The 25,066-nt window shown below is 42.1% G+C and carries 16 protein-coding genes; 9 read left to right on the top strand and 7 right to left on the bottom strand.

From position 1 onward, the window contains the following. Positions 1 to 7: 7 nt before the first annotated feature. From IWX76_RS06685 to IWX76_RS06650, 8 genes are all read left to right on the top strand, one after another. Complete coding sequence (locus IWX76_RS06685) at positions 8 to 1,141, top strand: aspartate aminotransferase family protein (protein ID WP_196859139.1); 1,134 nt, start codon at positions 8 to 10, stop codon at positions 1,139 to 1,141. Further along, a complete protein-coding gene (locus IWX76_RS06680; RefSeq protein ID WP_196859138.1) occupies positions 1,138 to 2,112 on the top strand; it encodes an acetylornithine carbamoyltransferase in 975 nt (324 codons plus the stop codon). The genes IWX76_RS06685 and IWX76_RS06680 overlap by 4 nt, the downstream gene beginning before the upstream one ends. 9 nt (positions 2,113 to 2,121) lie before the next feature. After that, positions 2,122 to 2,910: an acetylglutamate kinase gene (gene argB / locus IWX76_RS06675; protein WP_196859137.1), complete on the top strand. Its 789-nt coding sequence runs from the start codon at positions 2,122 to 2,124 to the stop codon at positions 2,908 to 2,910. A gap of 2 nt (positions 2,911 to 2,912) precedes the next feature. Further along, complete coding sequence (gene proC / locus IWX76_RS06670) at positions 2,913 to 3,731, top strand: pyrroline-5-carboxylate reductase (RefSeq protein WP_196860014.1); 819 nt, start codon at positions 2,913 to 2,915, stop codon at positions 3,729 to 3,731. 1 nt (position 3,732) lies between these two features. After that, complete coding sequence (locus tag IWX76_RS06665; RefSeq protein ID WP_196859136.1) at positions 3,733 to 4,800, top strand: M20 family metallo-hydrolase; 1,068 nt, start codon at positions 3,733 to 3,735, stop codon at positions 4,798 to 4,800. A gap of 93 nt (positions 4,801 to 4,893) precedes the next feature. Beyond that, complete coding sequence (gene argH, locus IWX76_RS06660) at positions 4,894 to 6,225, top strand: argininosuccinate lyase (protein ID WP_196859135.1); 1,332 nt, start codon at positions 4,894 to 4,896, stop codon at positions 6,223 to 6,225. Between the two features lie 25 nt (positions 6,226 to 6,250). Then, positions 6,251 to 7,504 carry a pyridoxal phosphate-dependent aminotransferase gene (locus IWX76_RS06655; RefSeq protein ID WP_196859134.1) on the top strand — a complete coding sequence of 418 codons (1,254 nt, stop codon included), beginning with the start codon at positions 6,251 to 6,253 and terminating at the stop codon, positions 7,502 to 7,504. Between the two features lie 126 nt (positions 7,505 to 7,630). Continuing rightward, complete coding sequence (locus IWX76_RS06650) at positions 7,631 to 7,822, top strand: hypothetical protein (protein WP_196859133.1); 192 nt, start codon at positions 7,631 to 7,633, stop codon at positions 7,820 to 7,822. A gap of 66 nt (positions 7,823 to 7,888) precedes the next feature. On the opposite strand, the gene bglX is transcribed toward IWX76_RS06650, so the two are convergent. The 7 genes from bglX to IWX76_RS06615 all read right to left on the bottom strand — a co-directional run bounded on the left by bglX (position 7,889) and on the right by IWX76_RS06615 (position 21,686). Beyond that, on the bottom strand, positions 7,889 to 10,186 hold the full coding sequence (gene bglX, locus IWX76_RS06645) for a beta-glucosidase BglX (RefSeq protein ID WP_196859132.1): 2,298 nt from the start codon (positions 10,184 to 10,186) through the stop codon (positions 7,889 to 7,891). 3 nt (positions 10,187 to 10,189) lie between these two features. Beyond that, positions 10,190 to 11,935, bottom strand: a complete 1,746-nt coding sequence (locus IWX76_RS06640; protein WP_196859131.1) for a family 43 glycosylhydrolase — start codon at positions 11,933 to 11,935, stop codon at positions 10,190 to 10,192. A 2-nt stretch (positions 11,936 to 11,937) separates the two neighbouring features. Continuing rightward, positions 11,938 to 13,305: a glucoamylase family protein gene (locus tag IWX76_RS06635; RefSeq protein ID WP_334641402.1), complete on the bottom strand. Its 1,368-nt coding sequence runs from the start codon at positions 13,303 to 13,305 to the stop codon at positions 11,938 to 11,940. 67 nt (positions 13,306 to 13,372) lie between these two features. Next, complete coding sequence (locus IWX76_RS06630) at positions 13,373 to 14,860, bottom strand: RagB/SusD family nutrient uptake outer membrane protein (RefSeq protein ID WP_196859130.1); 1,488 nt, start codon at positions 14,858 to 14,860, stop codon at positions 13,373 to 13,375. Between the two features lie 11 nt (positions 14,861 to 14,871). Beyond that, positions 14,872 to 17,883: a SusC/RagA family TonB-linked outer membrane protein gene (locus IWX76_RS06625; protein ID WP_196859129.1), complete on the bottom strand. Its 3,012-nt coding sequence runs from the start codon at positions 17,881 to 17,883 to the stop codon at positions 14,872 to 14,874. Between the two features lie 248 nt (positions 17,884 to 18,131). Then, the gene (locus tag IWX76_RS06620; protein WP_196859128.1) at positions 18,132 to 21,035 is read right to left on the bottom strand and encodes a ligand-binding sensor domain-containing protein; all 2,904 of its coding nucleotides are present in this window, start codon (positions 21,033 to 21,035) and stop codon (positions 18,132 to 18,134) included. 60 nt (positions 21,036 to 21,095) lie between these two features. Continuing rightward, positions 21,096 to 21,686 (bottom strand): TetR family transcriptional regulator, encoded by a 591-nt coding sequence (locus IWX76_RS06615; RefSeq protein ID WP_196859127.1) that lies wholly within the window; start codon positions 21,684 to 21,686, stop codon positions 21,096 to 21,098. A 135-nt stretch (positions 21,687 to 21,821) separates the two neighbouring features. On the opposite strand from IWX76_RS06615, the gene IWX76_RS06610 reads away from it, so the two are divergent. Continuing rightward, positions 21,822 to 25,055 carry a SusC/RagA family TonB-linked outer membrane protein gene (locus IWX76_RS06610; RefSeq protein WP_196859126.1) on the top strand — a complete coding sequence of 1,078 codons (3,234 nt, stop codon included), beginning with the start codon at positions 21,822 to 21,824 and terminating at the stop codon, positions 25,053 to 25,055. The last annotated feature ends 11 nt before the right edge of the window (positions 25,056 to 25,066 follow it).

The raw sequence follows: 25,066 nt of genomic DNA, 5'->3' as shown, positions 1-25,066 counted from the left end.
TTAAAGAATGAACTTATTTGATGTCTATCCACTAAACGATATAGAAATAGTAAAAGCTTCGGGCAGCACCGTTTGGGATGCCGAAGGACAAGAATACCTGGACCTGTATGGCGGCCATGCCGTTATTTCTATAGGCCATACCCACCCTCACTATGTCAAAAGAATTACCGACCAATTACAACAGGTAGGTTTCTATTCCAACTCGGTTAAAATACCGCTACAGGTAGCCTTAGCGAAGAAGTTGGGCGAGGTTTCAGGCAAAACCGACTACCAGTTGTTTTTATGTAATTCTGGTGCTGAAGCCAATGAAAACGCTTTAAAACTGGCTTCCTTTTATAATGGAAGGAAAAAAGTAATTGCTTTTTCTGGTGCCTTCCATGGCAGAACGGCTTTAGCGGTTGCCGCTACCGATAACCCTAAAATTATTGCGCCGGTTAATGAAACCGATAATGTGGTTTTTCTACCACATAATGATATCGCTGCACTTGAACAAGCTTTCGAACAATACGGCCAGGAAATTACAGCCGTGATTATTGAGGGTATTCAGGGAGTTGGCGGAATCAAAGAAGCAAGCATTCCTTTTCTGCAAAAAATACGCAGCCTTTGTGATGCGCATAACGCGGTTTACATTGCCGATAGTGTGCAATGCGGTTATGGACGTACGGGTGAATTTTTCTCGCACGACTATGCCGGTGTTTCTGCCGATGTGTATACCATGGCTAAAGGCATGGGCAATGGATTCCCGATTGGGGGTGTAGTGATTTCGCCTAAATTTAAGCCCTGGTTTGGCATGTTGGGGACTACCTTTGGTGGCAACCACCTGGCTTGTGCTGCTGCTTTAGCGGTTTTAGAGGTAATGGAGCAAGATAACCTGCTGGCTAATGCTGCGGAAATTGGAGATTACCTGATTGCGGAATTAAAGAAAATAGAAGGCATCAAGGAAGTTCGTGGTCGCGGCTTGATGATTGGCATTGAACTACCAGAAACCTTGCCTAATGTTAAAAAAGACTTATTGTTTAAGTACCATATATTTACAGGAGAGGCCAAGCCTAATGTAATCAGGTTATTGCCTGCATTGAATTTAACCAAGGCACAAGCAGATCAATTTTTGGAAAACTTTAAACTCGCTTTAAAAGGATGAAACAATTTACCTCAGTAAAAGATGTAGACGCGATTGGCCAATTGGTACAGGATGCGATTGCCTTAAAAAATAACCCTTATGCCGATCAGCAATTGGGTAAAAATAAAACTTTAGGTCTTATTTTCTTAAATCCAAGTTTACGTACCCGTTTGAGTACCCAGAAAGCGGCCATCAATTTAGGCATGTCTGTGATGGTGATGAATATAGATAAAGAAGGTTGGGCACTGGAAACACAGGATGGCGTGGTGATGAACGGCGGCACCGTTGAACACATTCGTGAAGCGGCTGCGGTAATGGGTCAATATTGTGATATCCTTGGTTTACGTTCATTTCCAAAACTGGTGAACAGGGATGAAGATTACAACGAAGACTTTTTCAATAAGTTTATCAGCTACTGCGGTGTTCCTGTAGTGAGTTTAGAAAGTGCCACCAGACACCCTTTACAAAGTCTGGCAGATTTAGTAACCATCACTGAAACCTGGAAAGGCGCAACAAAACCTAAGGTTGTCTTAGCCTGGGCACCACACATCAAACCATTGCCACAAGCAGTACCTAACTCTTTTTCAGAGTGGATGTGTAAGGCACAGGAAGAAGGCATGGTTGATTTTACCATTGCCCACCCTGAAGGTTATGAATTGAATGAAGATTTTACCCCTGGTGCAAACATCACCCATAACCTGGATGAAGCCCTGGCGGGTGCCGATTATATTTATGTAAAAAATTGGTCGAGCTACCAGAACTATGGCAAGGTATTGCCTTACCCGGAAGGCTGGATGTTAACCAACGACAAGCTGAAAGTGACCAATAACGGTAAAGTAATGCATTGTTTGCCGGTAAGGAGAGACCTCGAGTTATCGTCAGAAGTACTCGATGGACCGCATTCCTTAGTGATCCATGAAGCCGGTAACCGTTTATGGGCAGCACAGGCCGTTTTGAAAGACCTTTTACAAAGTTTATCTTCGGACAAATAAGAGAAAAATATGGAGCAACTAATAATCGTTAAAATAGGTGGAAATGTAATTGACAATTCAGCAAACCTTCACCGGTTTTTAGTTGACTTTACTGCCTTGCCTGGAAAGAAAATTATTGTCCATGGTGGCGGAAAGGTAGCCACAGAAATGGGCGTCTCCCTTGGCATTGAGGCCAAAATGGTCGAAGGCAGGCGTATTACAGATATCGAGACCTTAAGGATTGTGACCATGGTATATGCCGGTCTGATCAATAAAAATATGGTGGCACAGTTGCAGGCGAAAGGCTGCAACGCCATAGGTTTAACCGGGGCAGATGGCAACATTATTCAGGCGGTAAAACGTCCGGTGGTGACCATCGATTATGGCTTCGTTGGCGATTTAGACCAAACGTCTATCGCCTCGGACACCTTAAGCAGCCTGCTGCAAGCCGGTTTAACGCCAACACTTTGTGCCATTACCCATGATGGTGATGGACAATTGTTAAATACCAATGCCGATACCATCGCCTCTGCGGTGGCCGTAGCCATGTCTGCGTTTTATGAAACACAACTGGTGTATTGCTTTGAGAAAAAAGGCGTACTTAAAGATGTGGACGATGAATCGTCGCTGGTAATGGAAATAAAAAGCACGGAATTTGAAGGCTTGAAAGAAACAGGCGTTGTTTCCGGGGGAATGATCCCTAAGCTGCATAATGCTTTTGAAGCCATCAAAAATGGCGTAAAAGCGGTATACATTGGTCAGGCAGACGAGCTGCTGCAACTCAAAGAAAACAATTTTGGAACCCGGTTAATCTCCTGATGATGGAACAATATCAAGGCAATATCGCTATTTTAGGTAGCGGAAACATCGGTCTTTCTTTAGCGAAAGGCCTGGTTAAAGCAAATTATGTGCAGGCGTCGCAAATATGCCTGACCCGGCGCAACCTGGACCACCTGGCTGCCTATGCAGAACAAGGCTTTCAGGTTTCTGCCGATAATAGTTATGCGGTTAGTCAGGCCACTATTGTGGTGTTGGCCGTATTGCCACAGCAGCTAAACCAGTTATTGGAACAGATTAGCCATGTGGTAGATCCTGAAAAACATTTAATCATCTCTGTAGCTTCAGGAGTGACCTGCAAGGATATCCGTGCTAAACTATCAGAACAAGTGCAGGTGATCCGTGCGATGCCGAATACGGCAATTGCGATTGGTCAGTCGATGACTTGCGTAGCCACCGACAATGGTCATGATGCAGAGGTACAGGAAGTAACCCGCATGTTTGAAACCGTGGGTGCTGTGGTGAAGATTAACGAAGACCTGATGACGGCTGCTACTGCGCTTTGTGCCTGTGGTATTGCCTTTTTCTTGCGTGCTATCCGTGCTGCCTCACAAGGTGGTGTAGAAATTGGCTTCCATGCTGATGAAGCCTTAAAAATGGCTGTTCAAACGGCTAAGGGTGCTGCTGATTTGTTGTTGCAAATGGAATCGCACCCGGAACAGGAAATCGATAAAGTAACTTCTCCTAAGGGATGTACCATTGCGGGATTAAATGAAATGGAACACAACGGTTTCAGTTCTTCCTTAATCAAAGGCATCAAATTATCTGCTTTAAAAGCAGGCAACTTATATACTAAAGAATAATATGATAGCACAACTACAGGAGGATAGCATAGCCTTATTAAAACAATTAATCAGCTTGCCATCTTTCAGTAAAGAAGAAGTGGAAACTGCAGACGCCATTGAGCAATTTCTGCAGGCCAGGTCTGTGAAAACCCATCGAAAAAAGAATAATGTTTGGGCTTACAACTTACATTTTGATGCTGCAAAGCCTACTTTGTTGCTTAATTCACATCATGATACGGTGAAGCCAAATACAGGTTACACAAGAAACCCTTTTGCCCCTGATGTGGAAGAAGGCATATTGTATGGCCTGGGTAGTAATGATGCCGGCGGTTGTTTGGTATCACTCATTGCCACATTTCTTTATTACTATAAACAAGAAAACCTGAGTTATAACATTTGTCTGGCCGCAACCGCAGAAGAAGAAATATCTGGTGTGAACGGACTGGAATATGTATTGCCAGAGCTGGGTGAACTTGAATTTGCACTGGTGGGCGAACCTACCCTGATGAACCTGGCTATTGCTGAGCGGGGTTTATTGGTATTGGATTGTAGCGTACATGGCAAAGCAGGGCATGCCGCACGTGAAGAAGGCGATAATGCCATCTATAAAGCGTTAAAGGATATTGAATGGTTCCGTGATTACCGTTTTTCTAAAGTATCGGAGGTTTTTGGCCCACTAAAAATGTCGGTGACCATCATCAATGCCGGTTCACAGCATAACGTAGTTCCTGCGCTTTGCAGCTTTACTGTTGATGTACGCGTTACAGATGCATATACCAATGAAGAGGTGCTTAAAATCATTAAAACCAATGTAGATTGCGATGTTAAACCACGCTCTACGCGGTTAAAACCTTCGTCTATTGATAAGGAACATGCGATTGTACAAAGCGGACTTGCTCTGGGGAGAACAACTTATGGCTCGCCGACCACTTCTGATCAGGCTTTATTAACTATCCCATCGGTAAAAGTAGGCCCCGGAGATTCAGCGCGTTCGCATATGGCCGATGAATACATTTACCTGGACGAAATTAAGGAAGGTATTCAATTATATATCGACTTATTAAAACCTGTTATTAATGGCAGGTAACCTGGGGTAATTTCCCTACGGTTATTTATTACTAAATTTACTTTTTCGGTTTAGGGTGTGATGCCCTTATAACTGTGACCAATAATATATTACATGAAGATCTGGCAGAAAAACATAGACGTTAATAAAGATATTGAAACCTTTACGGTAGGAAAAGACCGGGAGCTGGATTTAGAGATGGCTGCTTTTGATGTGCTGGGATCCCTTGCACATGTAGAAATGCTGGAAAGTATAGGTTTGCTTACTGCTGAAGAGCTGGTACAGATTCAGAAAGAACTTAAAAATATTTATGGGGAGATAGAAGCCGGAGATTTTGTGATCGAAAACTCTGTGGAGGATGTACACTCGCAAGTGGAGTGGTTACTGACCCAAAGAATCGGCGAAGCTGGTAAAAAGATCCACAGTGGCCGCTCGCGTAATGACCAGGTGTTAGTGGACCTGAAGTTGTTTTTCAGAAATCGTATTGAGGAGATGGTAGATCATACCAGCACCTTATTTCAGCAGTTGCAAACTTTAAGTGAGGCGCATAAGGATAAATTGTTACCAGGATATACGCATTTGCAAATTGCCATGCCGTCGAGTTTCGGTTTATGGTTTGGCGCTTACGCGGAGAGCCTGGTTGACGACCTGGAACTGATGCTTGCGGCTTACAAAGTGTGTAATAAAAATCCATTAGGTTCTGCCGCTGGTTATGGATCGTCCTTTCCTTTAAACAGAACGATGACCACAGATTTGCTTGGTTTTGAAACCTTAAATTATAATGTGGTATACGCACAAATGGGGAGGGGCAAAACAGAGCGTGTATTAGCACAGGCCATGTCGTCTGTTGCAGCAACCTTAGCCAAAATGGCAATGGATGTTTGTTTGTTCATCAACCAGAACTTTGCCTTTATTACTTTCCCTGATGAGCTGACGACCGGATCGAGCATCATGCCGCATAAAAAGAACCCGGATGTATTTGAACTGATCCGTTCACGTTGCAATAAAATTCAGGCCCTGCCTAATGAAATTGCCATGATGACGACCAATCTGCCATCTGGATACCACCGCGACCTGCAGTTGTTAAAAGAGAACTTGTTTCCTGCCATTACTTCGCTGAACGAATGTTTAAGCATTGCTACCTATATGTTGCAAAACATCACGGTTAAGGATAACCTCCTTTCCGATCCAAAATACGCGTATTTGTTTAGTGTAGAGGTGGTAAACGAACTGGCACTGAAAGGGGTTCCTTTCCGTGAGGCTTACCAGATAGTGGGCGCAAGCATAGAAAACGGCACTTTCGAGCCTCAGGCGTCGGTTATTCATACCCACGAGGGTAGCATTGGCAATTTATGCACGGTAGAAATTAAAGGTATGATGGACCAGGTGCTGGCCCAGTTTAAATTTGAACAGACTAAAGAAGCCATCCATAAATTGTTGGCGTAAATTTTTCACGATATAAATTAAAAAGATGAATGTATCTGTATTAGCTAGCTCATTGATTGGCTCAGAAATCATTAAAATAGGTAACGAGGTTAACGACTTGAAGAGTAAAGGTGCTGAAATCGCTAACCTCACCATTGGTGATTTTAATCCGGCCATTTACCCAATACCAACGGAGTTAAAAGACGAAATTATTGATGCGTACAACCACCATCATACCAATTATCCACCTGCAGATGGCATTTTACCATTACGCGAGGTGGTTAAGGATTTGTTAAAAGACAGGTTCAAACTTGATTATGAAGCCAATGAGATTTTAATCTCCGCAGGTTCACGTCCTTTAATTTATTCTACTTACCTGGCCTTGGTTGATCCTGGCGATAAGGTGATTTTCCCGGCACCATCATGGAACAATAACCATTATTGTCACCTGACTTCTGCTGAAGCGGTAGCTATTGATAGTTTGGAAGAAAACAACTTTATGCCGGTGGCTTCGCAATTGAAACCACATTTAAAAGGGGCTACCTTGTTAGCGTTGTGTTCTCCATTAAACCCTACAGGTACGATGTTTACCGAAGCGCAGCTTGCAGAAATCTGCGACCTGGTGATTGAAGAAAACAAGAGCAGGGCAGCAGGCGAGAAACCGTTGTACATCATGTACGACCAGATTTATTCGCTGCTTACCTTTGGTAAAGAACATGTAGATCCAGTGAGTATCAGACCTGAATTGAGAGATTACACAATTTATATCGATGGCATCTCTAAATGTCTTGCGGCAACAGGCGTGCGTGTAGGCTGGGGTTTCGGTCCGGCAGCTGTAGTGAGTAAAATGAAAGCTATTTTAGGTCACGTAGGCGCCTGGGCACCAAAAGCAGAACAGGTAGCGGTTGCCAAATACTTTAAAAACGCCACACAGGTGGATACTTTTTTAACGGCTTTTAAAGATCAGGTGCAGTTAAGTCTGAATGAGATTTACAATGGTTTCCAGGATTTAAAAAACGAAGGTTTTGCAGTAGATGCCATTGAGCCTATGGGCGCAATCTACCTGACATTGAAAATTGATTATATCGGTAAAACGACACCTGCTGGTGAGGTATTGAAAGACAGTGCGGATGTAAACTTCTACCTGATCAAACATGCAGGAACGGCATTAGTTCCATTCTCTGCTTTCGGTAACGACGAAAACATGGCCTGGTTCAGGGCTTCTGTAGGTGGTTGTTCTTTAGCTGATATTAAAGCCATGATGCCAAGAATCAAAAAGGCATTAAGCGAATTGAAGTAATATTCGAATCAATCATTCACGTTGAGCTTTGTAGGCAAATCAGCTGCTGAGCTCAACGTGTTACATAATCTCTTTTTATTTTAACTTCCAATTAATGTCGGTCCCTTATTTTAGAAATAAAAAGGGATGGGTACCAATAAAGGTAACTTAAAAGTCTATCAGGTGATCAATCGGCGCAAAAGCGTAAGATTGGTGACGGTCAGGGCTGCGGCAGCCATCCTTATCATCACGGCAATTGGCCTTATCCTTTATAAATATTCCTTTGATTTTCAGGTAGTTGTCAGGACAATATCCTGGGTCACTTCTTTCTTTATTTAGGGTAACACTATACTTAAAAAGCCATTTCCTTTTACTGGAAATGGCTTTTTTAAAGGTTCATTAACCTTACATCAACTTAAATTCAGCTGATTTCAGATCTCTGGAATTTGTACCCAAAAACAACTGGAAATCTCCCGGCTCGGCTACATACTGCAACTCCGCATTATAGAATTTTAAGTCTTCTGCACTGATGGTAAAACTTACTTCTTTGCTTTCACCTGGTTTAAGGCTTATCTTCTGAAAACCTTTTAACTCTTTTACCGGACGGGTAAGACTGCCGACTAAGTCGCGGGTATACAATTGAACCACTTCCTTGCCCTCCACTTTGCCTGTATTTGTCACCGTTACCTGAGCGGTAATGGAACCACCGGCTTTGAATGATGGTGCTGATAATTTGATATCACCATAGCTGAAGGTGGTATAACTCAAACCATAGCCAAAAGGATATAAGGGATCGTTACTAACATCCAGGTAGTTGGAGCGGAACTTAGAGAACCATTTTCCCTCTGCCAAAGGACGGCCAGTGCTTTTATGGCTATAATAAATCGGCACCTGACCTACATGTTGAGGGAAGGTAGCCGTAATTTTTCCTGATGGGTTAACATCACCAAAAAGGACGTCTGCAATGGCAGGCGCCGCCTGGGTGCCACCAAACCACACATTCAATATGGCTGGTACATTTTCATGTTCCCAGGTTAATACTAAAGGTCTTCCAGTAAAAAGGACCAAGACTACAGGCTTACCTGTTTTAAGCAAAGCAGCAAGTAAGCGCTTTTGAACAGCAGGTATTTCCAGGTCTGTGCGACTGGAAGCTTCACCACTCATTTCAGAGCTTTCGCCTAATGCAGCAACGATTACATCCGCTTTTTTTGCGTTATCCAGTGCTTCCTGTATAATCACCTCTTCACTGCGGTTATCTCTTGGAATTTCGCGACCAAACATGGTTGCCCTTTCCTGGTAAGCGGCATCTTCGATTAAATTAGAACCCAGGCTGTGAAGGATTTTCACCTTGTCGCCAACCACTGCTTTTAATCCTTGTAGTAATGATGGCGTATTGTTTAATTCCGCATTAACACTCCAGGTACCCGGCATATTACTTCCTGTATTTGCTAAAGGACCTACCAAAGCTATGGTGCCTGCCTTTTTTAGGGGTAATAAGTTGTTTTGGTTTTTTAGCAATACAAAACTCTGGGCCGCTATTTCACGTGCCGTTTGCAGGTTTGCCGGGGTTAAAATCTCGTTTTTGGCGCGTTCGTCATTGCAATAGCGGAACGGGTCTTCAAACAAGCCCAGTTTATATTTAGCCTCCAGCACCAGGCGGCAGGCGTTGTTAATCTGTGCTTCCGTTACTTTCCCTTCTTTAAGTGATTTGCCTAAGGTGTTTAAAAAGCCTTCACTTACCATGTCCATTTCCACACCTGCTTTTAAAGATAAAGCTGACACGGCCTGCAGGTCTCCCAAGCCATGATCTATCAATTCGGAAACGGCTGTATAATCTGTTACAACGAAACCTTTAAATCCCCATTGTTTACGCAAAAGGTCTGTCATTAACCATTTATTAGCAGTGGCAGGTACACCATTGATGTCATTAAAGGCTGTCATAATACTTCCTGCGCCAGCATCAACAGCAGCTTTATAAGGTGGAAGGTATTCATTGTACATTCTATGCATGCTCATGTCAGTGGTATTATAATCCCTGCCAGACTCTGCAGCACCATATAAGGCAAAGTGTTTAACACAAGCCATCAAGGTATTGTATTTAGACAGGTCATCACCCTGATAACCTTTCACCATCACTTTAGCAATTTCAGAACTCAGGTAAGTATCTTCTCCGCTACCTTCAGATATTCTGCCCCAGCGTGCATCTCTGGAAATGTCCACCATAGGGGAGAAGGTCCAATTCAAACCATCTGCACTTGCTTCCGTTGCTGCAATTCTAGCTGTTTTTTCAATCAGAGCGAGATCCCAGGTAGCTGCAAGTCCTAATGGAATAGGGAACACGGTTTTGTAACCATGGATGACGTCCTGTCCAAAAATCAAAGGGATTTTTAACCTCGTTTTATGGACTGCTATTTCCTGTGCCTTGCGGATTCGCTGTGGCGTAGTCATACTGAATATACCACCTACCTGGCCTCGCTGGATTTTACCTTCCACATCAGCACTTACTGCCGATCCTGTAGTGGCTTCACCACCTGTAACCAGGTTCAGCTGTCCAAGCTTTTCTTCAATGGTCATTTTAGCCATCAATCGGCTAATGTAGGTGTCCATGGTTTTATTTGCAGCAGGCACAGCCTTCTTTTGTGCAAATCCGGTGCTGCCGCTGATAAGGGTGGCGGCAATAATCAGGTATATAGATTTTTTCATATTTTATTCTGCTTTAATAATGTCCGATAGGGTGGAACGCCCGTTTTCGTTGAGTGCTTCAATCCTGAAATAATAAGGCTTTTCTTTATCCATGCCTTTATACCAGTATTCGTTCGCACCATAAATCATGATGCAGTTATACAGTTTATCTGGTGAGGTACCGATGTATATGTTATAAGCATAGGCGTCATTATTTGTGCGCCACCTGATCCAGGCGCTGCGCTTATCACCTTCAGTCCGTAGGACAAGGAAATCCTTCACCGCTGTTGGTTTGGCTATGCTAGCTTTACCAAACACCCGCAAGCCGCTAATGGCAAACTTTCCAGTTGGCATATGCTGGTTGATGAGTTTAATATATCGGGCTTTTACTGGTTGGTCAAGCTCAACGTAATCATGTGGTACATCTGTTTTGTTGTTGCTTTTGTCGGCAAGCATCTTCCAGTTCTTCCCATCAGCGCTATACATCAATTGGTATTGATGATAAATGCCTTGTTGTTTTCCTAAAAACGTTGCGTCCTGATCAGCATAGTTAATTTGAACCGCATGTACCGTTGATAACATTCCAAGGTCCGTTTGTATCCATTCGCCTGCTTTTGCTGAAGCCGCACTCCAGTAAGTTCTGATGCTTTCATCCACTGCATTATTTGCCTGGTAGCCGCCTAAAGTACTCGATACCTGTACGGGCTTATTGTAATTCAGCAGCATCCAGCCCGTATATTTACTTTTTAAATGGTCGGTGCTTTCGGTGGGCAGGTAATGTGGGTAATCGCCAAATGCGGTATTGGTGTACATCACATTGTCCTGATCAAAGCCTGTTGGCCAGATGCCAATTCTGCGTTCAAAATTGTTTTTTACGGAAAGTACCACAGTAGATACATGCCAGTAATTCTTCCAGTTATCCTGGAAAGTGGCGCCATGGCCTGCACCTCTTGCAAATCCTCCTGCTTTCCAGGATAGGGGGAGCGACTGGTGCTCAAATGGCCCTAAGGGTGTTTTGCCCACCGCCACACCATCAGCATAACCACTAAATTCGGTCGCCGGAGCTCCATATTGCAGGTAATAGTTGTTGTTATGTTTGGTAACCCAGGCCCCTTCCATAAAAGGGTCCAGGAAGGTGTTATCCAGGTGTTCGCCAAAGCGCTGCCAGCCATAACGTTCCGGCTTCAACAGCAACAATTCTTTCCTTGTTCCTATCGGGTCAAAAGTCTTTGCGTTTAATTCAACCCCATATAAGGGATAAACATTACTGCTGCCATTGTACATATACAGGCGCCCATCGTCATCAACAAAATGTGCAGGATCCCAACCACCAATATCGAAATTGGAAACCACTTCTTTCCATTCATTTCCTTTTGGATTGGTACTCATCCAGATTGGGAAGTTTCTTGCATAAGTAGATCCAAAAACTAACATGGTATCACCCTGAATCCAGACTGAAGGTGCACACAGGTCATCATAAACCTTGTGTTCCGGTCTTAAAAAAGATTTAGAAACAAACTTCCAGTCGGCAAGGTCGCTGCTCCACCAGTAACCCCATTGGTTAGTAGAAAACAGATAATAATCACCTTTGTAGTTGACTATTACGGGGTCGGCCGTTGCACGGTGCCTGCCTTGCTCCGCAAAATTAGGAATAGGGGTATACCCATAATCCAGGTTTATCGGATTACAATAGGTCAGCTGCTTTTTCTGACTATATGCATGGAAAGAAAGCAGCATAAGAATCAAGGCAAATGATACTTTTCTGATCATGTTTATTTTTTTAATGCCGGACTTTTGAAGCCCAGTTTAGTTAAACCATTTTGTACATCGGGGTTACTCATAAATAAATTCCAGATCAGGCCGCTGCGGTAATTTTCAATCATGACGATAATTGGCCCCTGGTCAATCGCCAGATGAGATTTTGCTACCCAGTTATGGTGTTCGCTAAAAGCATCAGCAAAACCATATTCCTTCCAAAGGATTTCACCTTTATCTTCATAGAAATGCCTTAAAGCCTGCATAGAAAATTCAGGTGTATAAGGAAATGACGATAAAGCTGCAGTAGGCGTGATCACACCGAGATCTTCGGTGGGCGAGTGGGCGGCGTAACCTTGCCAGCTATCACTGGCAGTCAGTCCCCAGCTTTTTTCACTGTAACCTTTGTATTTTTTAGGATTATCTATTACATAGGCACGGTTGATCAAAGTATGTGCTTTATTTTGTTCGAAGTAATCTGCTCTGCCATCTGTTAAACCCCTTGGATCAAGCCCCATGAAGGAATAATGTGAAAAGAAAAGCGGTCCACCATAGTCGAAGCCAAGGGGAAGGGTAATGTCAAAATATTTTTTACCATTAAAAAAGGTGCTGGTGTTGGCCCAACCGTTATCATACACACTTTTATTGATGGAATAACGAGGTGAGGCGGCGGCAAGTACATAGGTGATTAAACATTCATTCCAGCCTTTGATAGGATGATTCTGTGCCCAACCATTATTAGGGCTCCAGTGCCAGTATAAAACATCCTGATTTTGTGTAAACCAGTCCCATTCAATGTTTTCCCACATCCAGGTAATCTTATTTCTAATGGCCTGTTCAGTCGGATTATCTGCATTGTAATATTGCTTTGCGGCTAATAAGCCTTGAAACAATAAAGAGGTCTCTACAATATCGGCACCATCATCTTTAAGACTAAAACGGATTACTTTTCCGGTTTCTCCATTTAACCAATGTGGAAAAGCGCCGTGGAACATGTCTGCTTTCCAAAGAAAATCAACAATTTTCTTGGTATGTGCTGCGGCCTGCTCACGGGTAATAAATTTACGTTCCGAAGCCACAATGGTAGCCATGACACCAAAACCGGTACCACCTGTGGTTACCACTTCATCACCATAATCAAAGGACTTGTTACTGCGTTCCCTGGCCATACCACTTACCGGATGGGCATAATCCCAGAAGTAACGGAAAGTTTGTTTTTGTACAAGATCCAGGAGCTGATCATCAGTTAGATTCTTTCTGATTTTAAGATCAGGCTTAATGTGGTTGACGTTTTTTTGTTGTGCTGTTACCTCTTGTATGCTTCCACTAATAAATAGCAGCGCTAGGCTAAACATCGTCAATCGGCATCGCTTAAATTTTAACATAGTCTCTTTTTTGAAAGAGGCTGCCGGATAACCGGCAACCTCTTGAATTCATTGATTATAGTGATAATTAGTAACCTGTATTTTGAGTGAGCAATCCGCCACTCAAGTCTATTTCTGTTTGAGGAACTGGCCAAACCTCATTTTTATTGGCTTTCCATCCTTTAGGACCAAAAACCTCTGTACCTCTTCCCTGGCGGATCACATCGAAATAACGATCGCTTTCCATCGCAAGCTCCACTTGTCTTTCTTTGTAAATGGCAGCTCTTAGTGAAGCCTGGTCAGTAGTTGTTACCGGAGGCAATACGGTTAATGGATTGGTGCCACGTGCTCTGGCCCTTACCCTGTTTAGTGAAGTCAATGCCTGACTGGCATCTCCCAGCTCATTTGCTGCTTCTGCGTTCATTAACAGAATGTCTGCAAAGCGCAACACACGAATGTTTTGTTGTGAACCCTCATTAAAACCAGAAACATATTGGCTAAAAGGCACATACGACTTTTGGTTGTACATTGGGTTAGGACCAGCTGTAGGAATGACATCACCTGACGGTGTTGTTTCTCCCCTGAAAATAATGGTGCCGTCTCTCCTTGGATCATTTGGTTCAAAAGCAGCAGCTAATGCAGCTGAAGGTACATTAAAGCCCCATCCACCGCCAGTTACACCGGCAACGCCCTGCACCTGACTGTACTGAGAATTTGAAGCATCATTATTACCAGGAACAAGTTCGGCTTGAATTTCAAACACCGACTCACTGCTGTTTTCATTATTTGTACGGAACAATCTTTCAAAATCAGGGAATAAATTGTAGCCCGAACCAATCACCTGATTGCTTAGTGTAACCACATCACTCCATTTTTTCTGATATAAGGCCACTTTAGCGTGTAAGCCAAGCGCAGCACCTTTAGTAGCGCGACCAAGGTCTGTTGCGCCATAGGTAACCGGCAAAACAGCTGCTGCATCCGTTAAATCTTGTTCAATCTGTGCCCAAACCTGTTCTTTAGGGGCGCGTGGAATGTTATATTCACTCGCATCTTTTGGTACTGACAAACGTAATGGTACATCACCATAAGCCCTAACCAACCTGAAGTAAGCATAGGCACGAACGAATTTAGCTTCTGCAATGTATCTTGCTTTCAGGGTTTCGTCCATGGTTATGGTTGGAATATTATCTAATACCTGGTTACAGAGATTAATGTTCTGGTATTGTCCAGTCCAGAAACTTTGTAAGGATCCTTCAGTAGAGGTTACCGTGTAGGTATCATATAACAACCAGAAAGTGGCGTCATTGGGTGTACTGCCTTTATCTGCTTCATCAGCGCCAACGCTCTCTATAACTAATGCCGGGAAAGCAACGTTTTCCCAGGTGCGTAGGTTTGCATAAATGGCATTAACGGCTTTAGTGGCATCATCCTGTGTTTTCCAAAACTCCAGTGCTGGCTGTTGCCCTTGCGGATCAACGTCCAGAAAACTTTTCTTGCAGGAGGAAACCAGCAAGACCGTAGAGAGCAGGGCTACACCAAGGCTTTTTATAATAATCGTATTATTAAAGGTTTTCATAGTCTAATCAATTAAAAGGTAACATTTAAACCAAGGTTGTATGTCGCAAAAAGCGGATATACATTTGCATCAACACCTGCATTGGTTGGTGAACCACCAACTTCAGGACTAAAGCCACGATAGCCGAAAAAGTTCAATGCGTTTTGCGCATTAGCGAAAACCCTAAGTTTTCTCATTTTCCATTTGCTAACCAATTCAGTTGGTAATGAATAGCCTAATTGGATATTTCTCAATCTGATATAAGCACCACTTTCTACGAAGAATGAATTCGGAAGGTAGTTCGTCGCTCCACCGATTTTTGCAGATGGATAGGTATTTGTTGATCCCGGACCGGTCCAACGGTTGTCGTAAAACTCCTTGGTGAAGTTTTCGTTACCAAAGCGAAAACCTAAGTTGGCGTTATACACGTCAACACCGGCAACACCTTGAATGTCTACGGTTAAGTCAAAGTTTTTGTAAGCAAAATTGGTGTTGATACCATAATTGTATTTAGGGTTTGGATTACCTAAAGCAATACGGTCTTTTCCATCAATCAAGCCATCTCCATTTTGGTCAATGTACCTGAAATCACCTGCAGTAGTACCTCCTTGTGCGGAAGCTGCTGCTTCTTCATTGGTTTGAAAGATGCCCCCTACTTCATAGCCAAAAAATTCTCCAATTGGACTTCCAGCTACAGTTCTTGTCGATAAAGCCCCACTTACCAGGCCTGCTCCACCCGCATAGATTGGGTTAGCACCTGAAGTTACATTTAACACTTTATTGTTATTGATACCTATGTTACCAGTAACCGAGTAGGTAAAGTCACCTTCTGTTTTATCAGCCCAGGTAGCACTTACCTCAAATCCACGGTTACGGAAATCTGCCTGGTTACCAATCAATCTGCTGTTTGACGTACCTAACGATCCTAAGATTGGGATATCGAAAATAGCCTGCTCCGTGGTTTTGTTGTAATAATCTAATTCAACACTCAGGCGGTTTTCTAAAAAGCCCATTTCTAAACCGATATCCGTACCTGCGCTACGTTCCCAAAACAAGGCTGGTGGAACGATTGTTCTGATGCTTGCGCCTGTATTAGCAATACCGTTATAAAACGCAATCAGCTGTGGAACCTGAGAAACAGTTAAAGTTGTCGGGTTAATTGGTACACCTGCGTTACCTACCTTACCCCAACTTGCACGTAGTTTCAAGTTTGAAAATATGTTTTGATCCTTCATGAAGTCCTCATTGGAAATCACCCAGCCTGCACCGATTGATGGAAAATAACCCCATAAATCGTCACCACCAAAAAATTGAGAGGCACCATCGGCTCTGATAGATGCATTTAACAGGTATCTATTTTTGAAGGAGTAATTAGCCCTTGCAAAATACGAAGCTGCGGTATTCAAAGAACCAGAATCATTGATCACTCTGCTGGCTGCATCGCCAAGGCTTAAATATAAATCAGCGTCACTGTTAAAAGGAACGTTTTGCGCCGAAGCATTTAAATTATAAGTTTTAAAACGTTGGGCAGTTTGTCCTAATAAAACGGTCAGGTTATGATCTTCCCACTTGTTGTCGTAAGTCAGTGTATTTTCAATAATCCAATTCCTGCTTTCTACACGATTAACACCTAACACACTAACATTTGCATTTTGTGTAGGGGTAGCAAAATATTTAGGGGTATACGATCTTACTTCATCCTGGCCAAAATCACCACCAAAACTTGTTTTAAACGTAAACTTCTTCGCGAATTTTAGTTCTGCGAATACATTACCGGTAACACGGTATTTCGTTGATGTATTATTAAAGAAGTCTAAAGTAGCCTGTGGGTTAACGTTACTACCATTACCTAAATTAAATTCATTCGGATCACCATAGGAGCCATCAGCTTTAAATATTGGGACTACTGGCGATGCAGCATACAAATCATGATAAATTGATCCAGGCGCATTGTCTGAAGAACTAGATGTACCTGTAATGTTATAACCAACTTTTAAGGGCTCAAAGATTTGGAAATCGCTTGATAAGCGTGCTGTATATCGTTTATAGTTGTTATTTACGATAATCCCATCTTGATTGAGGTACCCCAGACTTAGGTTATAGGTAGATTTTTCAGACCCACCGTTAACAGATAGCTGATGATTGGTCACCATGGCGTCTCTAAGCGCAACATCATACCAATCAGTACCTTCACCTAAGTTGGTGTTAGCAAATAATGGCTCAGAACCAACCAGGTTATATAGCTCATTCACTGCGGTAGCATATTCTGTGGCATTGGCCATTTCTACAGCATTGGTTACTTTTTGAAGGCCAACATAGCCATTGTAATTTATGGTCGCATCGCCTTTTTTACCGCGAACCGTGGTTACTAAAACTACACCATTTGCAGCACGTATACCATAGATCGACTGACTTGACGCATCTTTTAAAATACTGATGTTTGCAATGTCTGCAGGGTTTAAGAAGCTGATGTCATCATACCAAACGCCATCAACAACATATAACACGCCGGTATTACCATAAATAGTACCTGTACCACGAATAGTAATTTTAGGTGATGAGCCCGGTGCACCATTATTTGTAATTGATACCCCGGCAACTTTACCCTGTAAAGAACTTACGGGGTTTACAGAAGCTTGCTTAGAAATGTCTTCACCTTTCACTGTACTAACGGACCCGGTCACATCAATTTTTCGTTGTGTGCCGTAACCGACTACCACAACCTGTTCTAGGGTTTGTGTAGCACTTTGTAAAGCAGTGTTGATTGTCGTTCTGTTGTTTACCGGAACTTCCATATTGCTATAACCGATATAGGCAAATATCAAAGTGCTATTGGCTGGTGCATTAATGGAATACCTTCCATTTGCGTCTGTTTGTGTTCCTGTAGTTGTACCTTTTACCAAAATGCTAACTGACGGAATTGTAGTTTGATCTGCAGCATCAGTAACGGTACCAGTGATCGTTACATTCTGCGCAAAAGCATTGCTAATAAAGAGTAAACCAAGAAATACCAGAACAGAAATTCTTGTAAAGATTCTTTTCATACTAGTTTATATTTGAAATTATTAATTCAATAAATCTCAGGTACATAAATTAGGATAGCAAAAAATTCACCTATACATCAATACGTCAATACCTGAGTGTGTAGATCATACAATAGCCTTAATTAAAATAATAAGGTGGCAAAAGGTCAGTGTTATAGCTAATTAGGATCAATTATCTTGTAGAGGATAACAATAGTTTTTACGTTTTGTGTAGAAAATTTTAGCACTTGTGTAGTAATGATGTAGTATTAAAGGCTCATTAAGAACTCTGTGAGGTTCATGTCATGTGGGATATTTAGCTTTTTTCGAAGCCTGTAGCGTCTGATTTCAACACCTCGTAAAGAAATATTAAGCAAAGATGCCATTTCCTTACTACTCATGTTCATGTGCAGAAACGCACATAATTTTAAATCATTTGGTACCAGGTCCGGGTGTTTTGCTTTTAGTTTTTTAAAGAAACTTTCATGTGCATCATTAAAACTATTCTCGAATAAAACCCAGTCTCGCTCATCGTTCATACCTTCGGTAATGATGTGCTGTATTTTGCGTTGCTGGTCTTCAGTAATTGTCTTTCCATCACCGTCTTTAAGCTTTGAAATTTCCTGACTTAATTTTTGAAGCAACTCATTTTTATAAACTAAACTCATGGCAGAATTGGCAATTTCACGATTCTTACTGGAAAGTTCTGCCTGTAGTTTTTCACGTTCTAGTCTGGCAATTTGTTTCTCATTAATGTCAGCTTCGCGCTTTAAAATTTCCTCTTTTTCCAGCTGAAGTTTCTCCGTAATCCGCAGTTTGTCCTTTAACAATTTTCGCTCGTAAAGCTTTTTAAACAGGAATAGTAAACCAAGCAACATGAATACGTATAATACAAAGGCAAGTTTAGTGGCGTAAAACGGTGGAAGTACCTCAAACTCAAAAACCGTTATTTTGCTTTGTACTTGCCCACTGCTTCTTGCTTTAACAAGAAAACGGTATTTTCCCCAACCCAAATTTGTAAAATCCTTTTGCGAAGCACTGCTCCAGTCAGACCAGTGCTTTGAATATCCTTCTAATTTAAACTGATATTTAACTTCTGCCTGTCTGTAATAAGGTAATGCATAGGTAATGCGGATGTTGTTACGTTGGTAAGGAATAGTAATGGCCTCACCAGCATTGCCATTTTCACTGATAATTTTATCGGTATCCGTTAAATCGTACACCATTCTTACCAATACCGCAGGTAACGGTTTCTGTTGGCTGGCTGTTTTAACCGGACTTTCATTGTAAACCACAAAACCATCGTCAACACTGATCAGATATATTGATTCGCTTATTTTACTAATGTTTTCGTAATACTGAACCATTCGCCCATCTAAGACACTGAAACGGTTGGTCTCCATCCTTGCTTCTCCGGGAACACTAAAGTCTGCAAGTCCGGTTTTTCCGTGATTGATGAACCAATACTTATGTTGGCCTGCCGGTATAATTTTGTTTGAATTCGCAAAAGAACCCAATTTTTTATTCAACGCCTGATATTTATTGAATCGATTACTTACTTCATCATAGAGGTAAAAGCCATTGTCAGAAGAATACACCAGCTTATTTTCAAAAGGGAATACATGAATATTGTAGCCACTGGGTAAACCATCTTGTTCATCATAATAATTGGTCGATATTACTTTCTTTAGGTCGGAACTGAGGGTTAACCGGTATAAACCTTTATAGGCATGACTTACCCATAGGTCACCTTTACCATCTTGTTCCACATAACGTGAAGGTTCGCCAAAGTTCTCAATTTTGTTAAAGTACCTCCAGGCGCCATTTATATCCTTTTTGAAAAGTACGAGGCCGTTATAGGTGCCTTGAATTAAATAATCAGGATTGCTCTTCAGTTTTTTTAAGGTCCAGCCACCAGCAGCACCCGAAACCTTGTTCATTTTGCCATCTGCCACCCGGAAAGTTCCTTCGTTATGGCCGCAAAATAGCTGTCCATCGATCTCCATGAGTTCCCACACTTGTCCTTGCGACTGTGGAATCAGTTGGAAATTAAATGGTGTGCCGGCGCCAGGAGCCCATTTGCTATAGAACAATCCCTGGTTGGTGCCTAAGTAGATATTACCATTGTAAATTATACTGGAGTAGACAGTACCGAACCGCCCTGCTTTATCAAAATAGAAATATAACGGAGAATTCAATTCTATGCGATCGATTCCATTATCAAGGCCAGCCCATAAGTTCTGCTCCTTGTCTATGTGTAAGCTTAATATGGTATTGTTTTGTAAGCCGCTCGACTTATTAATCTGCTGAATAATACGTCCGTTTTCATCAATAATGATAATCCCATTGAGGATGGTACCGTAAGCATAGTATTTATTTAAAATCCGTGTTCCATTATTAAGCTGAAAAGCTTTTAAAAATGGGCTTGCCGGGGTTTCAAAAGGCCTATAGGTTTTTCCGTCATAAAGGTATAACGCGTTTTTTCTGGTACCTATCAGGAGTTTGCCATTTTTGTATGGCAAAATGGATAAAACGTCAGCAGGAAGTAGGGTGCTTTCATTTTTCAATGCGCTTAACTTATTTCCTTTTAATTCAAACAATCCTTTTCCAAGCACCTCTACAATAAAACGATTATTGACCTGGTGAAGGAAAAGGTAGGAGCCAGGGGCAGTAACCACAGTAATTTTATGGTCTTTATAAATATAAATATCAGAAAAGGACTGAAATAACACGCGGTCGCCATCAGGGTAAATCTTCCACACTTCGCTGCTAAGTGGGTTTTTGCCTGGAAGGAGGTCTTTTAAAGAGGTATAAGATTGCCGGTTATGCTTAATGCTCCAATATCCAAAATCTCCGTAACTGCCGGTATAAACTTTACCAGAATCGTCTGTGGCTACAGCCCGAACAATTTGCCGGTTAGGCATTTCATATTGTTTCCAGTATTTCCCATCAAATATTAATAGTCCCTGCGCATTTCCAAAATGCATAACGCCATTGTTGCTTTTAGCAATAGACCAATTCTGGTTGCCAGATTGATAGGTTCCTTTGGTGTAATTTTCAATATATGGAACGCCTATACTTTTAATATCCTCCCCAAATGTGGGGTTATAAGCTGCAATTAAGCATAATAAGAATAGAAGAAAACGCGGAGCGCCGTTTTTTAGAAATGGCATGATGGCTTTGACTGAATAGTTGCAGATGCGAAGTTAATTTTTTGTCCTGGATATTCATTGTTACATACCCAATACCTTAAACGCTTCACGTTTATATCTTTCCAGGTGTTTATGGTATAATTTATCATCATTGATCATCCCTAGATAATAGTACGCACCGTCGGATATCACAAATATAATATCGGCCGCTTCTTCAGCACTTTCACAATCCAGCAGGTTTTCGTCTATACAAGCTTGGATAAGACTTTCTAGCCATTTCCGAAGTAGCTGATGTAATTCACGGAAACGGCTTAAAATAACATCATTTCTAAAAATCAGTGCATAGCAATTATAAAAAATACTGTCTTCTACATAACTGTTCCATCTACGTGAAAATATATTATTTAACACATCTTTCAATTTTGCCATGGCATCTTCATGGCCTTCTTCTGCTAGATAGATATTCTGGTAACCAGCAATAATAAAATCAATTAGCCCTAACAGCAGCTCTTCTTTATTCGAAAAGTAATGAATAACCAGGCTTTGATGCATATCTAATTCCTTGGCTATTCTTCCAAATGATATGTTTTCAATTCCTTCATGTTTAGCAACTTTGTAAAATGCTTCAACGATCTTTTTCTGCTGATCTTCCTTTAAGCTTTTTCTTCCCATTCTTCCGCTAAAGTAAAAACCTTCTACGAGAAAAACGCTGTTAAGATATAAATTTACTGAATAGTCAGTTTATTTAATAGGCTCTTCATATGTGCTTAATATGCCAACGCTTCTTTTGTTGCAAACAATGAAGACATGAAAAAATTTTACTTATCGTTATTAACCTGTCTTTTACTTTACTCGGCTGATACTTTTGCGCAGCAAAAAGTTACGGGGACTGTAAAAGACGATACTGGAGAAACGCTCATAGGCGTGTCTATTCAGGAGAAAGGTAAACCACAAGGCACACAAACAGATGTTAATGGAAATTACAGCTTTAATGTGACCCACCCTGATGCGGTGTTAGTTTTCACTTACGTGGGGTACATCAAACAGGAGGCCGCCTTGGGCAACCGTAAATCCATAGATGTTATCCTAAAAAATGATGATGCAGCCCTCAGTGAAGTGGTGGTGGTTGGCTATGGTACGCAGAAGAAAGTCAACTTATCAGGAGCTGTTGACCAGGTGAGTGCAAAAACCTTAGCCAGCAGGCCTATTGCCAACGTATCGCAAGGATTACAAGGCTTGGTGCCAAACCTTAACATTAATTTCGGTTCAGGTGAACCTGGTCAGGCTGCGAATATAAACATCCGTGGGATCACCTCCATCAATGGTGGAGACCCGTTAATTTTAGTAGACAACGTACCTTCTGATGCCTCGGAACTAAATCGTTTAGCTACACAAGATGTTGAATCCATTTCGGTCATTAAAGACGCTTCGGCCTCGGCAATTTATGGCGCAAGAGCCGCATTTGGTGTGATCCTGATTACAACAAAAACGGGGTCCCAACAGGGCGTAAATGTAAGTTACAGCAACTTCGTTTCCCTTAACAAACCTACTATGATTCCCGATAAAATCACAGACCCTTATATTTACTCGCGTTTGCTGGAACTCTCCACTAACAACACACCCTGGGATAATGTGAACTACAGCGATCAGTTCTATCAATATGCTAAAGATCGTTCAGATAATCCATCCACCCCAGGGGTACGCATTAATCCCTCAGATGAGAATCTTTGGGAATACATGGGTAACCGCGACTGGACCCGCTATTTTATGAGCGATCAGACATATTCTCATGACCAAGCCATCTCCATCAGTGGTAAATCAGAAAAAGCACAGTATTACATTTCAGGTAATTATAATAAGCAGAATGGTGTGCTTAAAATTGCCGACGATTACTTTAACCGGTATGGCTTCAGGAGTAAAGTAAACTACCAGGTTACGCCATGGTTAAACTTTGGTAATAATACTTACCTAACCACCACACGTAGAGAAAGTCCTAGCCAGTATTCGATAGCGGATATCTATAATCTCTTTCCTACGGATTATGACGTAAATCCAGACGGCACCTGGGCAAATACTGCTGTGGGCCGAACGGCTGCTCAGCTTACCAATGGCGGCAGGGCCACCGGCAAGTACTTTAGTTTGCAAACGCAATTTAATGGTGAAGTGTCCTTGTTTAAAAACATGTTAAAGTTAAATACCGATTTTACCTATAGACGCGGCGCAGGTAATCGTGATGATTACACGCTTCCCTACAAAATTGGTTTCGGTCCAAAGGATGTGCGGGAGGAAGGTAACAGCTCTGTTTTCAAGGGGTCCGATTTCAATGATTATACGATCGTTAATGCTTATGCCACTTTTCATAAAGAATCGAACAAGCATGACTTTACTGCATTAGGCGGATACAACCAGGAATATTTCAGAACAGAACAAAATGAAATAAGCCGGGTTAACCTTATTTCTGCATCATACCCTACCATTGGTTTAGCAACTGGTGTGCCTATAGCAAGCCAGGCTATTGACGACTGGGCAGTACGCGGACTTTTCTATCGCGTAAATTATATTTATAACGAACGGTATATCCTGGAGCTGAATGGTCGCTATGATGGAAGCTCGCGCTTCCCATCTGATAAGCGCTGGGGATTCTTCCCATCTGCTTCGGCAGCATGGCGCCTGGATAAAGAAAATTTTATGCAAGGCCTTCAGCCAGTGATAAGCACTTTCAAACTTCGTGGTTCTTACGGCTCCCTGGGTAACCAGGCGGCATCGAGTTACGGTTATGTTTCCACCTTTGAGCCTGTACAATCAGATTATCTTTTCAATGGTTCACTTCCATTAGCTGTTAAAACACCTGGATTGGTTAGTTCAGACTATACCTGGGAAAAGGTTACCACGGCAAACATTGGTGCTGATATAGGTTTATTTGACAATAAGCTTAACTTAACAATGGATATCTATGAGCGTAATACCACTGGAATGCTGGCAAACGGACGGGATCTTCCTGACGTTTTAGGCGCTTTAGAACCACGTGAAAATGCTGCCGATCTGCGTAACCGTGGTTGGGAACTTTCAGTAGCCTACCAAACGAGCATTAACACAGGTGCTGACCCTCTAAATTTTAACGCCCGGTTTTTATTATCTGACAGCCGTTCTGTGATTACTGATTTCCAAAATCCTAATCAAACCTTAACACAATATCGTAAAGGCATGGAGCTTGGTGAAATATGGGGATTAACCAGCAATGGCTTGTTCCAAAATCAGGAACAAATTGATGCGCTCGATCAGTCGTCTATCATTCCATGGGGCGCTCTATCTATTGTACCTGGATGGCCAACATATATTGATAAAAACGGTGATGGAAAAATTGAAGCAGGGCTGACTGCCGATAACGCAAAAGACTTATCCATCATTGGTAATTCGGCACCACGTTACAACATAGGTCTCGACCTCAATGTCAGTTGGAAAGGGTTTGACGTAAGAGCATTTTTCCAGGGGGTGGCCAAACGTGACTACTATCCCCTTGACTACCTTTATTGGGGTTTCTATCAACAGCCTTATGCTGGAGGGTATTCACACTTGTTAGATTTCTATCGTCCGGGTTCGGATAGCGCGATTGATATCGCCAAGCACTCCCAGGCTTATCTTAACGCAGGACTCGCTGAACAAAATCTAAATGCCAAATATCCTATTCTTCAATCCTGGCTTGCCGATGTCAACCTGGGTACAGCCAACGGGGATGCCAAAGGATTGGCCATTCCGCAGACTGGTTATATGTTAAATGGCGCTTATATGCGATTTAAAAACCTAACCATTGGTTACACCATTCCGGCATCCATGACAAAAAAATGGCACCTCTCTAATGTAAGGTTCTATGTCAGCGGCGAAAATCTTTATGAATGGTCTGCACTGAAGAAACATTACGATCCGGAAGCCATTAATATAAATTCAGTGATTGATCCTTCAAGAAATACGGAGCGAAGTGGGAACGGCTATGCTTATCCTTGGCAAAGACGGTACTCGGTTGGTATGAATGTTAATTTTTAAATCTAAATCCA

The sequence above is a fragment of the Pedobacter sp. CAN_A7 genome, from assembly GCF_015752175.1.
Taxonomy (GTDB): Bacteria; Bacteroidota; Bacteroidia; order Sphingobacteriales; family Sphingobacteriaceae; genus Pedobacter.
This window is presented reverse-complemented; position numbering and strand designations above follow the sequence as displayed.

Excerpts from the sequence above, each read along its gene's own strand:
- IWX76_RS06685 (WP_196859139.1), top strand. The coding sequence starts at position 8 with ATGAACTTATTTGATGTCTATCCACTAAACGATATAGAAATAGTAAAA.
- IWX76_RS06680 (WP_196859138.1), top strand. The coding sequence starts at position 1,138 with ATGAAACAATTTACCTCAGTAAAAGATGTAGACGCGATTGGCCAATTG.
- argB (WP_196859137.1), top strand. The coding sequence starts at position 2,122 with ATGGAGCAACTAATAATCGTTAAAATAGGTGGAAATGTAATTGACAAT.
- proC (WP_196860014.1), top strand. The coding sequence starts at position 2,913 with ATGGAACAATATCAAGGCAATATCGCTATTTTAGGTAGCGGAAACATC.
- IWX76_RS06665 (WP_196859136.1), top strand. The coding sequence starts at position 3,733 with ATGATAGCACAACTACAGGAGGATAGCATAGCCTTATTAAAACAATTA.
- argH (WP_196859135.1), top strand. The coding sequence starts at position 4,894 with ATGAAGATCTGGCAGAAAAACATAGACGTTAATAAAGATATTGAAACC.
- IWX76_RS06655 (WP_196859134.1), top strand. The coding sequence starts at position 6,251 with ATGAATGTATCTGTATTAGCTAGCTCATTGATTGGCTCAGAAATCATT.
- IWX76_RS06650 (WP_196859133.1), top strand. The coding sequence starts at position 7,631 with ATGGGTACCAATAAAGGTAACTTAAAAGTCTATCAGGTGATCAATCGG.
- bglX (WP_196859132.1), bottom strand. The coding sequence starts at position 10,186 with ATGAAAAAATCTATATACCTGATTATTGCCGCCACCCTTATCAGCGGC.
- IWX76_RS06640 (WP_196859131.1), bottom strand. The coding sequence starts at position 11,935 with ATGATCAGAAAAGTATCATTTGCCTTGATTCTTATGCTGCTTTCTTTC.
- IWX76_RS06635 (WP_334641402.1), bottom strand. The coding sequence starts at position 13,305 with ATGTTAAAATTTAAGCGATGCCGATTGACGATGTTTAGCCTAGCGCTG.
- IWX76_RS06630 (WP_196859130.1), bottom strand. The coding sequence starts at position 14,860 with ATGAAAACCTTTAATAATACGATTATTATAAAAAGCCTTGGTGTAGCC.
- IWX76_RS06625 (WP_196859129.1), bottom strand. The coding sequence starts at position 17,883 with ATGAAAAGAATCTTTACAAGAATTTCTGTTCTGGTATTTCTTGGTTTA.
- IWX76_RS06620 (WP_196859128.1), bottom strand. The coding sequence starts at position 21,035 with ATGCCATTTCTAAAAAACGGCGCTCCGCGTTTTCTTCTATTCTTATTA.
- IWX76_RS06615 (WP_196859127.1), bottom strand. The coding sequence starts at position 21,686 with ATGGGAAGAAAAAGCTTAAAGGAAGATCAGCAGAAAAAGATCGTTGAA.
- IWX76_RS06610 (WP_196859126.1), top strand. The coding sequence starts at position 21,822 with ATGAAAAAATTTTACTTATCGTTATTAACCTGTCTTTTACTTTACTCG.